At 68.0% G+C, this 10,533-nt stretch carries 10 protein-coding genes and 1 tRNA gene; 7 read left to right on the top strand and 4 right to left on the bottom strand.

The genetic code is table 11. The features are described from left to right. The 3 genes from EHS43_RS26305 to EHS43_RS26295 all read left to right on the top strand — a co-directional run. Positions 1 to 1,371: branched-chain amino acid ABC transporter permease (locus tag EHS43_RS26305; RefSeq protein ID WP_125193235.1), on the top strand; the 1,371-nt coding region annotated here is incomplete at its 5' end. 41 nt (positions 1,372 to 1,412) lie between these two features. Further along, complete coding sequence (locus EHS43_RS26300) at positions 1,413 to 2,225, top strand: ABC transporter ATP-binding protein (protein ID WP_185806416.1); 813 nt, start codon at positions 1,413 to 1,415, stop codon at positions 2,223 to 2,225. Further along, complete coding sequence (locus EHS43_RS26295; RefSeq protein WP_125193234.1) at positions 2,222 to 2,938, top strand: ABC transporter ATP-binding protein; 717 nt, start codon at positions 2,222 to 2,224, stop codon at positions 2,936 to 2,938. The genes EHS43_RS26300 and EHS43_RS26295 overlap by 4 nt, the downstream gene beginning before the upstream one ends. Before the next feature lie 71 nt (positions 2,939 to 3,009). On the opposite strand, the gene EHS43_RS26290 is transcribed toward EHS43_RS26295, so the two are convergent. After that, the gene (locus EHS43_RS26290) at positions 3,010 to 3,666 is read right to left on the bottom strand and encodes an ANTAR domain-containing response regulator (RefSeq protein ID WP_031041938.1); all 657 of its coding nucleotides are present in this window, start codon (positions 3,664 to 3,666) and stop codon (positions 3,010 to 3,012) included. Between the two features lie 96 nt (positions 3,667 to 3,762). Here EHS43_RS26290 and EHS43_RS26285 point away from each other — a divergent pair. Next, a tRNA-Leu gene (locus EHS43_RS26285) sits at positions 3,763 to 3,846 on the top strand. 79 nt (positions 3,847 to 3,925) lie between these two features. Continuing rightward, positions 3,926 to 4,714 carry a helix-turn-helix domain-containing protein gene (locus EHS43_RS26280; protein ID WP_125193233.1) on the top strand — a complete coding sequence of 263 codons (789 nt, stop codon included), beginning with the start codon at positions 3,926 to 3,928 and terminating at the stop codon, positions 4,712 to 4,714. A 6-nt stretch (positions 4,715 to 4,720) separates the two neighbouring features. Here the strand turns inward: EHS43_RS26280 and pyk are convergent, their stop codons facing one another. Beyond that, positions 4,721 to 6,157, bottom strand: a complete 1,437-nt coding sequence (pyk, locus tag EHS43_RS26275; protein ID WP_125193232.1) for a pyruvate kinase — start codon at positions 6,155 to 6,157, stop codon at positions 4,721 to 4,723. A 202-nt stretch (positions 6,158 to 6,359) separates the two neighbouring features. Here pyk and EHS43_RS26270 point away from each other — a divergent pair, with 202 nt between their 5' ends. Next, positions 6,360 to 7,319, top strand: a complete 960-nt coding sequence (locus tag EHS43_RS26270; protein ID WP_125193231.1) for a chlorophyllase — start codon at positions 6,360 to 6,362, stop codon at positions 7,317 to 7,319. 75 nt (positions 7,320 to 7,394) lie between these two features. On the opposite strand, the gene EHS43_RS26265 is transcribed toward EHS43_RS26270, so the two are convergent. After that, positions 7,395 to 8,081, bottom strand: a complete 687-nt coding sequence (locus tag EHS43_RS26265; protein ID WP_125193230.1) for an SIMPL domain-containing protein — start codon at positions 8,079 to 8,081, stop codon at positions 7,395 to 7,397. A 127-nt stretch (positions 8,082 to 8,208) separates the two neighbouring features. Between EHS43_RS26265 and EHS43_RS26260 the strand changes: the two genes are divergently transcribed. Beyond that, positions 8,209 to 10,008: a bifunctional UDP-sugar hydrolase/5'-nucleotidase gene (locus EHS43_RS26260; protein ID WP_125193229.1), complete on the top strand. Its 1,800-nt coding sequence runs from the start codon at positions 8,209 to 8,211 to the stop codon at positions 10,006 to 10,008. Here the strand turns inward: EHS43_RS26260 and EHS43_RS26255 are convergent. Further along, the coding region (locus EHS43_RS26255) for a GDSL-type esterase/lipase family protein (RefSeq protein WP_260470722.1) at positions 10,005 to 10,533 on the bottom strand (529 nt) is incomplete at its 5' end. The two genes, EHS43_RS26260 and EHS43_RS26255, sit on opposite strands and share 4 nt — an antisense overlap.

Raw genomic sequence — 10,533 nt, 5'->3', positions numbered from 1 at the left:
GTCATCGGCGCCTTCGCCCTCCCCGAGCCCCGCACCGCGGACGCCAAGGGCAACCTCAAGGCCTACCTCGCCAAGCCCGACCGCATCCCCGCACCCGCACCCCTCAGCCCCTGGGTCGAGCGCGCGATCATCACCCTGGCCACCATCGTCGGCCTGGCCGTCTTCACCTACGGCATCGACACCGAATACGGCGAACTCTTCGTCGGCTTCCTCATCGTCGTCGTCTTCGCCGTCTGGGCCCTGCACACCGCGGGCCTCATGGACCGCTTCTCCCGGATCGTCGCCCACAACCGCAGCTTCACGCTCGCCATGGGCTTCGCCGCCGCGATCGCGTTCCCCTTCACCCAGACCGACGACCACTACGCCAACATCGGCGTCAACATCCTGATCTTCGGCACCGTCGCCCTCGGCCTCAACATCGTCGTCGGCCTCGCCGGACTCCTCGACCTCGGATACGTCGCCTTCCTCGGCGTCGGCGCCTACACCGCCGCCCTCGTCTCCGGCTCCGAATTCTCCCGCTTCTCCGGCGTCCACTTCCCCTTCTGGGCCGCCGCACTCGCCGGCGCCGCCGCATCGCTCATCTTCGGCGTCCTCATCGGCGCCCCCACCCTGCGCCTGCGCGGCGACTACCTCGCCATCGTCACCCTCGGCTTCGGTGAGATCTTCCGCATCGCCGTCAACAACATGGACGGCGAATCCGGCCCCGACATCACCAACGGCCCCAACGGCATCCCGTCGATCCCGGACCTCAACTTCTTCGGGTTCAACCTCGGCCAGGCCCACGACATCGGCGGCTTCACCATCGGCCGCTTCGCCAACTACTACCTGCTCATGGTGCTGATCATGGCCATCGTGGTCCTGGTCTACACCCGCGCCGCCGACTCCCGCATCGGCCGCTCCTGGATCGCCATCCGCGAGGACGAGACCGCCGCCACCGCCATGGGCATCAACGGCTTCCGCGTCAAGCTCATCGCCTTCGCCCTCGGCGCCGCCCTCGCCGGCCTCGCCGGCACCGTCAGCGCCCACGTCACCTACAGCGTCGTCCCGACGCCGTACCAGTTCGCGGGCTCGACACCCCCCAACTCGGCCTTCCTCCTCGCCGCCGTCGTCCTCGGCGGCATGGGCACCGTGGCAGGCCCCATCCTCGGCGCCGCACTCCTGTACCTGCTCCCGGAGAAGCTCGTCTTCCTCCAGGACAAGTCGCTGCTCGCCTTCGGCATCGCCCTCATCCTGCTGATGCGCTTCCGCCCCGAAGGCATCATCGCCAACCGCCGCCGCCAACTCGAATTCCACGAGACCGGCCAACTCGACGTACCAGACACGACCACACTGACCGGCGAACCGGCCGCCGTCACCAAGGCGGGGGCGTGAGCACCGTGACGACACCTGTACTCGAAGCCCGCAACGTCACCATGCGCTTCGGCGGCCTCACCGCCGTCCGCTCGGTCGACTTCACCGTCAACGCAGGCGAAATCGTCGGCCTCATCGGCCCCAACGGCGCCGGCAAGACCACCTTCTTCAACTGCCTGACGGGCCTGTACGTCCCCACGGAAGGCACGGTCTCCTACAAGGGCACCGTCCTCCCGCCCAAGCCCCACCTGGTGACCCAGGCCGGCATCGCCCGCACCTTCCAGAACATCCGCCTCTTCGCCAACATGACGGTCCTCGAGAACGTCCTCGTCGGCCGCCACACCCGCACCAAGGAAGGCCTCTGGTCCGCCCTCCTGCGCGGCCCCGGCTTCAAGAAGGCGGAAAAGGCCAGCGAAGAAAGGGCCATGGAACTCCTGGAGTTCATCGGCCTGGAGGCCAAGCGCGACCACCTCGCCCGCAACCTCCCCTACGGCGAACAGCGCAAGCTGGAGATCGCCCGCGCCCTCGCCTCCGAGCCCGGCCTGCTCCTGCTCGACGAGCCCACCGCCGGCATGAACCCCCAGGAGACGCGCGCCACCGAGGAGTTGGTCTTCGCCATCCGCGACAAGGGCATCGCCGTCCTCCTCATCGAGCACGACATGCGCTTCGTCTTCAACCTCTCCGACCGCGTCGCCGTCCTCGTCCAGGGCGAAAAACTCGTCGAAGGCACCTCCGACGTCGTCCAGGCCGACGAACGCGTCATCGCCGCCTACCTCGGCGAACCCTTCGAGGGCGACCCCGGCGCGGCCGAAACCGCCGAAGTCGACGCGGCCGAGGCGCAGAGCACCACCAGCACCAAGGGAGAAGGCCAGTGACCGCACTCCTCGAAGTCGAGGACCTCCGGGTCTCCTACGGCAAGATCGAAGCCGTCAAGGGCATCTCCTTCAGCGTCGAAGCCGGCCAGGTCGTCACCCTCATCGGCACCAACGGCGCCGGCAAGACGACCACGCTCAGGACCCTGTCCGGTCTCCTGAAGCCGACGTCCGGCAAGATCCTGTTCGACGGAAAGCCCCTCAGCGGCATCCCCGCCCACAAGATCGTCTCCTTCGGACTCGCCCACTCCCCCGAAGGCCGGCACATCTTCCCCCGCCTGACCATCTTCGAGAACCTCCAGCTCGGAGCGTTCCTGAGGAAGGACAAGGAAGGGATCGAGAAGGACATCCAGCGCGCCTACGAGCTCTTCCCGATCCTGGGAGAACGCCGCAACCAGGCGGCGGGCACCCTCTCCGGCGGCGAACAGCAGATGCTGGCCATGGGCCGCGCGCTCATGTCCCAGCCGAAGCTCCTGATGCTGGACGAGCCCTCCATGGGCCTGTCCCCCATCATGATGCAGAAGATCATGTCGACCATCGTGGAACTCAAGTCCCAGGGCACGACGATCCTCCTCGTCGAACAGAACGCCCAGGCCGCCCTGTCCCTGGCCGACCAGGGCCACGTCATGGAGGTCGGCAACATCGTCCTCTCCGGCACCGGCCAGGACCTCCTCCACGACGAGTCCGTCCGCAAGGCGTACCTCGGCGAGGACTGACCGTCCGGCCGTACGACCGAGGCCCGCGCCCCCTGCTGGGGACGCGGGCCTCGGTCTTTGTCGCGTTCGGCTCAGCCCTTGTTGGCCTTCTTCTCGTCCGCGTCCTGGATGACCGCCTCGGCGACCTGCTGCATCGACATGCGCCGGTCCATCGACGTCTTCTGGATCCACCGGAACGCGGCGGGCTCGGTCAGCCCGTACGACGTCTGCAGAATCGACTTCGCCCGGTCGACCAGCTTGCGCGTCTCCAGACGGAGAGTCAGGTCGGCGACCTCGTTCTCCAGTTCGCGCAGCTCCGTGAACCGGGACACCGCCATCTCGATCGCCGGCACGACATCACTCTTGCTGAACGGCTTGACCAGGTACGCCATCGCACCGGCGTCCCGGGCCCGCTCGACCAGGTCGCGCTGCGAGAAGGCGGTGAGCATCAGCACCGGGGCGATCCGCTCCTCGGCGATCTTCTCCGCCGCGGAGATACCGTCCAGCTTCGGCATCTTCACGTCGAGGATCACGAGGTCCGGCTTGTGCTCACGGGCGAGCTCGACGGCCTGCTCACCGTCACCCGCCTCGCCTACGACGCTGTAGCCCTCTTCCTCCAGCATCTCTTTGAGGTCGAGCCGGATCAGGGCCTCGTCCTCGGCAATGACGACACGGGTCGTCAGCGGAGGCACGTGCGACTTGTCGTCGTCGGGCGCGTCTACGGGCTGGGGCGACTCGGGGGCGGTCACGGGGGCTCCTCGTTCAGGGGCAGGGGTACTGCTGACAAGAGCGTACCTAGCTGCGACTCAGTTGGGTCACCCGGTACACTCCTCAACAGCACTTAGGCCGGGTTGGCGCAACTGGCTGACGCGGAGGTCTCAAACACCTCTGTCCGAAAGGACGTGTGGGTTCGAATCCCATACCCGGCACTTGAAGCGGATGTCCACGTTCTCGTGAACATCCGCTTTTTGCTGCACAAAGTCACGATCACTCACTCAGAGTACCCGTATGAATTTTCACGGCACTGAGGTTCGACAGAAGGCAGTCACGCTGCTGCGGGACGGAGCGAAGAACGCGGAGGTCGCCCGGAAACTCAAGGTCCCGGCAGGCACGGTCAGCTATTGGAAGCATCTCGACCGGGCGAAGCGCGGCGAGTGTCCGGGCAAGCGCGATCCGAAGTGCCCGCGATGCGACGGCAGAGATCTGGACTCGGCCGCATACAGCTACCTGCTGGGCCTCTACCTCGGAGACGGCCACATCAGCCACTACTCCGAACACCGCGTGCCGAACCTCATGATCACCTGCGACGAGTCCTGGCCGGGCCTGATGGACGCCTGCGAGGAAACCATGCGCACGGTCTTCCCCGACAACTCCGTCTGCCGCGTCCGTAAGACCGGTTGCCGCAACGTGAAGGTCTACTCGAAGCACCTGCACTGCCTGTTCCCCCAACATGGCCCCGGCAAGAAGCACGACCGCACTATCGCTCTCGTTCCCTGGCAACAAGCCATCGTCGACGCGCACCCCTGGGAGTTCCTCCGCGGCCTCATCCACTCCGACGGATGCCGCATCACCAACTGGACGACCCGCCTCGTAGCCGGTGAGCGCAAGCGCTACGAATATCCCCGGTACTTCTTCGCCAACAAGTCGGACGACATCCGGCGGCTCTTCACCGACACTCTCGACCGAGTGGGTGTCGAGTGGACGAGTCTCGCCCGCGGCAGCGACCCCTTCAACATCTCGATCGCCCGCAAAGCCTCAGTAGCCCTGATGGACACCCACGTGGGCCCCAAATACTGACGCCCCCTACTTCGGACTGTCGTCTTCGCCGATGTGGTGCACCCGGACCAGGTTCGTCGAGCCGGACACCCCGGGCGGTGAGCCGGCCGTGATCACGACCACGTCGCCCTTCTCGCAGCGGCCGTACTGCAGCAGCAGCTCGTCCACCTGGTTCATCATCGCGTCCGTGGAGTCGGCCTGGGGGCCGAGGAAGGTCTCCACGCCCCAGGTCAGGCTGAGCTGGGAGCGGGTCGCCGGTTCCGGGGTGAAGGCCAGCAGGGGGATCGGGGAACGGTACCGGGACAGGCGGCGGACCGTGTCGCCGGACTGGGTGAAGGCGACCAGGAACTTCGCGCCGAGGAAGTCGCCCATCTCCGCCGCCGCCCGGGCGACAGCCCCTCCCTGGGTGCGGGGCTTGTTGCGTTCGGTCAGCGGCGGCAGGCCCTTCGCGAGGATGCCCTCCTCCGCGGCCTCGACGATCTTCGCCATCGTCCGGACGGTCTCGACGGCGTACTTGCCCACGCTCGTCTCGCCGGACAGCATGACCGCATCCGTGCCGTCGATGACCGCGTTCGCCACGTCCGAGGCCTCCGCGCGGGTGGGGCGGGAGTTCTCGATCATGGAGTCGAGCATCTGGGTCGCGACGATCACCGGCTTGGCGTTCCGCTTGGCCAGTTTGATCGCGCGCTTCTGCACGATCGGCACCTGCTCCAGCGGCATCTCCACGCCCAGGTCCCCGCGCGCGACCATGATGCCGTCGAACGCGGCCACGATGTCGTCGATCGCCTCGACCGCCTGGGGCTTCTCCACCTTGGCGATCACCGGGACCCGGCGTCCCGCCTCGTCCATGATCCGGTGGACGGCGACGATGTCGCGGCCGGACCGTACGAAGGACAGGGCGATCACGTCGAAGCCCATGCGCAGGGCCCAGCGGAGGTCTTCCTCGTCCTTCTCCGACAGTGCCGGGACCGATACCGCCACGCCCGGCAGGTTCAGGCCCTTGTGGTCGGAGACCATGCCGCCCTCGATCACACGGGTGTGGACGCGGGGGCCGTCCACCGAGGTGACTTCCAGGCAGACCTTGCCGTCGTCGACGAGGATGCGCTCGCCCGCGGTGACGTCGGCGGCGAGTCCGGCGTACGTCGTTCCGCAGGACTGTTGGTCGCCCTGCGCGCCCTCTTCGACGGTGATGGTGAAGGTGTCGCCGCGTTCGAGGAGTACGGGTCCTTCGGTGAAGTGGCCGAGGCGGATCTTCGGGCCCTGGAGGTCGGCGAGGAGGCCGACGCTGCGGCCGGTCTCGTCGGAGGCCTTGCGGACGCGGTGGTAGCGCTCCTCGTGCTCCGTGTAGCTGCCGTGACTGAGGTTGAAGCGGGCTACGTCCATTCCGGCGTCGACCAGGTCCTTGATCTGGTCGTAGGAGTCGGTGGCGGGGCCCAGGGTGCAGACGATCTTTGCTCGGCGCATGTTTCGACATTAGGCCTTACCGATGGGTAGGGAATTGGCCCTCGGGGAGCATCGCAACGGGAGTCGCTCGCCCTGTTTGACAAAGCGGAACGACGTTCCGGATAGTAAGCGGAACGACGTTCCGCTTCGGGCGCGTCCAACCACGGCCTGCCGCCGCCCGGTTGGAGCCGCAGCGGCACAGGCCCCAGAAGGGAACCGCATCATGAGCACATCCACCGACACCGCCGCCCTCGCCCCGCCCGCCCCCGTCCTGTCGTACAGCCCTGTGGTTCTGTCCGTGCCCGGACGGCCCGTGGACCTCGAGGTACGCGTCTCCGCTCCCGCGACCGGGACCGGCCTGCCCGTCATCCTGCTCTCCCACGGCCACGGCGGCTCCAACAACCTCTCCTCGCTGAACGGGTACGCGCCCCTCGCCAACCTCTGGGCGGCAGCCGGGTTCGTCGTCGTCCAGCCCACCCACCTCAGCTCCCGGACCCTGAGCGACCGGCTCGCCGACACCCCCGGAGCCCCCTTGTTCTGGCGCTCTCGCGCCGAGGACATGAGCCACATCCTCGACCGGCTGGACGAGATCGAGAAGACCGTGCCGCAGCTGGCCGGGCGCGTCGACCACGACAGGGTCGCGGTGGCCGGGCACTCCCTCGGCGGTCACACCGCCGGCCTTCTGCTGGGCGCCCGCAGCACCGACCCCGACACCGGGGAGGAAGTGAATCTGACCGAGCCCCGGATCAAGGCGGGTGTGCTGCTGGCCGCACCGGGCAGGGGCGGCGACATCCTCAACGGGCCGATGGCCGCGATGACGCCGTTCTTCCACACCACCGACTTCTCCACGATGACCACACCCACCTTGGTCGTGGCCGGCGACATGGACGACTCCCGGCACTTCACCGACATCGGTCCCGAGTGGCACGCCGACCCCTACCGCCTCGCCCCCTCGCCCAAGACCCTGCTGACCCTGTTCGGCGCCGAGCACCTGCTCGGCGGCATTTCCGGGTATGACGCCGACGAGACCACCGACGAGAGCCCTGCGCGGGTCGCCGCCCTCGGGCGTCTCACCGCGGCCTACCTGCGCACGCGGTTCCGGCCCGGCGACCATGCCTGGCAGGCGGCGTGCGAGGCGTTGACGACCGGGGCCGACCCGGTCGGACGCATCGAGTCGAAGTAGGCCGGTCCGCTCGGCGGCGAAGTGCCCCACGGAGGCCGGGGCCGCCGTGGGGTCCTCGGTCAGGCGGCCGCTTGCTCACAGGCTCGGCGGTGCCATCGTGAAGCGTGCGTCGACCTGGGCGTGGACGTGCTGGCGCTGGGGTTCGAGGTCGAGTGGGGCGGCCGACGTGCCGGCGTCGGCTTCGTAGGCCATGGAGCGGGCGCGGGCGGCTTTGCCGACGAAGCGGGGTTCGGGGTCCTCGGCTCCGATGTCGGCCAGTTCGAGCAGGGACGTCAGCGAGGTGCCGAGGGCTTCGGCGTACTCCCGAGCCCGTTGGACTGCTTCGCGTACGGCTTGCTGTCGTGCCTCGCGGTAGGCGGGTGAGTCGCGGCGCAGGGCCCACCAGGGGCCGTCCACGCGGGTGAGTTCCTGGTCGGCCAGTCGGGTCGTCAGTTCACCCAGCGCCGTGAAGTCGGTGAGTTCCGCGGTGATGTGGACGTGGCCGTGGTAGGCGTGGACGCGTTCGCTGCGGCCGTGTTCCTTGAGTTCGGGTGCGACGGAGAAGGATCCGGTTTCGAGGCGGTCGACGGCGTCGCCGTAGGACTTGAGGAGGTCCAGGACGGCGGTGTTGCGGCGGGTGAGGTCGTCGAGGGCGGTGCGGCGGTCCTTGCCGCGGGAGGCGACGGTGACGCCCAAGCGGGCGATCTCGGGGTCGACTTCGAGGTGGGCTTCGCCGCGGACGGCGATGCGGGGTGCGTCGGGGGTGCCGTGAGGAACGGTCATAACGACCCACTGTGTCAGTTTTCGTGGGCTGGGTCATCAGATCGAAACCTGCGGGGCCTGTTGCCGTTCGACATGTGCGGGTCAGAATCTACGCGCGTTGTTGACTGTTCCCCGAGGAGATCGAGACATGGCCTTGAACCGCAGGAAGTTCCTGGAGAAGTCCGCCGTGACCGGCGCGGGTGTCGCGCTGGCCGGTGCCGTGGGTGCGCCGGCCGCTCAGGCCGCGGAGGCCGGGAAGGGTCGTGAAAAGCGGTACTCGCTGACGGTGATGGGCACGACCGACCTGCACGGTCATGTCTTCAACTGGGACTACTTCAAGGACGCGGAGTACAAGGACGCGGCGGGCAACGCGCAGGGGCTGTCGCGGATCTCGACGCTGGTGAACCAGGTGCGTGCGGAGAAGGGCCGCTGCAACACGCTGCTGCTGGACGCGGGTGACACGATCCAGGGGACGCCGCTGACGTACTACTACGCGAAGGTGGACCCGATCACCGCGAAGGGCGGCCCGGTGCATCCGATGGCCGCGGCGATGAACGCCATCGGGTACGACGCGGTGGCGCTGGGCAACCACGAGTTCAACTACGGCATCGAGACCCTGCGGAAGTTCGAGGAGCAGTGCGACTTCCCGCTCCTCGGCGCGAACGCGCTGGACGCGAAGACGCTGAAGCCGGCCTTCCCGCCGTACTTCATCAAGAAGTTCCACGTGAAGGGCGCGCCGCCGGTGAAGGTGGCGGTGCTGGGTCTGACGAACCCGGGTATCGCGATCTGGGACAAGGCGTATGTGCAGGGCAAGTTGACGTTCCCGGGGCTTGAGGAGCAGGCGGCGAAGTGGGTGCCGAAGCTGCGGTCGATGGGTGCGGACGTGGTGGTGGTGTCGGCGCACTCGGGTTCGTCGGGGACGTCGTCGTACGGTGACCAGTTGCCGTACGTGGAGAACTCGGCGGCACTGGTGGCGCAGCAGGTGCCGGGGATCGACGCGATCCTGGTGGGGCACGCGCACGTGGAGATTCCGGAGCTGAAGGTCACCAACGCGCAGACCGGGAAGACGGTCGTGCTGTCGGAGCCGTTGGCGTACGCGGAGCGGTTGTCGCTGTTCGACATCGAGTTGGTCTTCACGAAGGGGCGCTGGAGCGTCGAGTCCGTCGCGTCCAAGGTGCTCAACTCGAACTCCGTCGCCGACGACCCGAGGATCACCAAGCTGCTGAAGGCCGACCATGACGTGGTCGTGCGGTACGTGAACCAGGTGGTCGGTACGGCGACGGAGACGCTGACGACGGTCGAGGCGCGCTACAAGGACGCGCCGATCATCGACTTGATCACGAAGGTCCAGGAGGACGTGGTCAGGGCGGCGCTGGCGGGCACGGAGTACGCGTCGCTGCCGGTGATCGCGCAGGCGTCGCCCTTCTCGCGGACTTCGGAGATCCCGGCGGGCGACGTGACGATCCGGGATCTGTCCAGCCTGTACGTGTACGACAACACGCTGGTGGCGAAGCTGCTGACGGGTGCGCAGGTCAGGGCGTACCTGGAGTACTCGGCGGAGTACTTCGTGCGGACGGCGGCGGGGGCGGTCGTGGACGTGGAGAAGCTGACGAACGCGAACAACCGGCCGGACTACAACTACGACTACGTGTCGGGGCTGTCGTACGACATCGACATCGCCCAGGCGCCGGGGTCGCGGATCAAGAACCTCACGTACAACGGTGCCGCGCTGGACGACGCGCAGAAGTTCGTGTTCGCGGTGAACAACTACCGGGCGAACGGCGGCGGGGCGTTCCCGCACGTGGCCTCCGCCACCGAGCTGTGGTCGGAGTCGACGGAGATCCGCACGCGGATCGCGGAGTGGGTGACCGCGAAGGGTGTGCTGGACCCGAAGGACTTCGCGTCGGTGGACTGGAGGCTCACGCGCGAGGGGACGCCGGTCTTCTAGAGGTCGAGCAGGGTGATGTCCACGGCGTCGGCGATGGCTTTCGCGCCGGCGTCGTTGACGTGGAGGCCGTCGCCGGCGTTGTACTCGGCGCGGATCCGGTCGGGTTCGTCCGGGTCGGCGACGGCGGCGGCCACGTCCACGATCCCGTCGAAGGGGTGGCCGGGGCCGAGGAGCCAGGCGTTGACCTCGGCGCGCACGGCTTGGCCGCGCGGGGTGTCGTAGCCCTCGTGGACGGTGCCCTTGTAGGGGCCGATGGTGGAGCCGATGACGGTGAGTCCGGCGGCGTGGAGTCGGTCGGCGAGGGTGGTGAGGCCGGCCTTGAACTCGGCGGCGGTGGGTCCTTCGGCGGGTTCGGGGTGGGCGAAGTGGCCGGGCAGGCCGAGGTCGTTGAGGCCGATGTGGGTGATGACGTGGCTGACGCCGGGGACGGCGAGGACGTCGTGGTCGATGCGGGCGAGGAGGTGTTCGCCGACGGCGTCGGTGAGGAGCCGGTTGCCGGAGATGCCCGCGTTGACGATCCAGCCG

Source organism: Streptomyces sp. RP5T (assembly GCF_003933965.1).
Classification (GTDB): Bacteria; Actinomycetota; Actinomycetes; order Streptomycetales; family Streptomycetaceae; genus Streptomyces.
This window is presented reverse-complemented; position numbering and strand designations above follow the sequence as displayed.

Coding starts and splice junctions, on each gene's coding strand:
- EHS43_RS26265 (WP_125193230.1), bottom strand. CDS start 8,081: ATGACCGTTCCTCACGGCACCCCCGACGCACCCCGCATCGCCGTCCGC.
- pyk (WP_125193232.1), bottom strand. CDS start 6,157: ATGCGCCGAGCAAAGATCGTCTGCACCCTGGGCCCCGCCACCGACTCC.
- EHS43_RS26260 (WP_125193229.1), top strand. CDS start 8,209: ATGGCCTTGAACCGCAGGAAGTTCCTGGAGAAGTCCGCCGTGACCGGC.
- EHS43_RS26270 (WP_125193231.1), top strand. CDS start 6,360: ATGAGCACATCCACCGACACCGCCGCCCTCGCCCCGCCCGCCCCCGTC.
- EHS43_RS26280 (WP_125193233.1), top strand. CDS start 3,926: ATGAATTTTCACGGCACTGAGGTTCGACAGAAGGCAGTCACGCTGCTG.
- EHS43_RS26300 (WP_185806416.1), top strand. CDS start 1,413: ATGCGCTTCGGCGGCCTCACCGCCGTCCGCTCGGTCGACTTCACCGTC.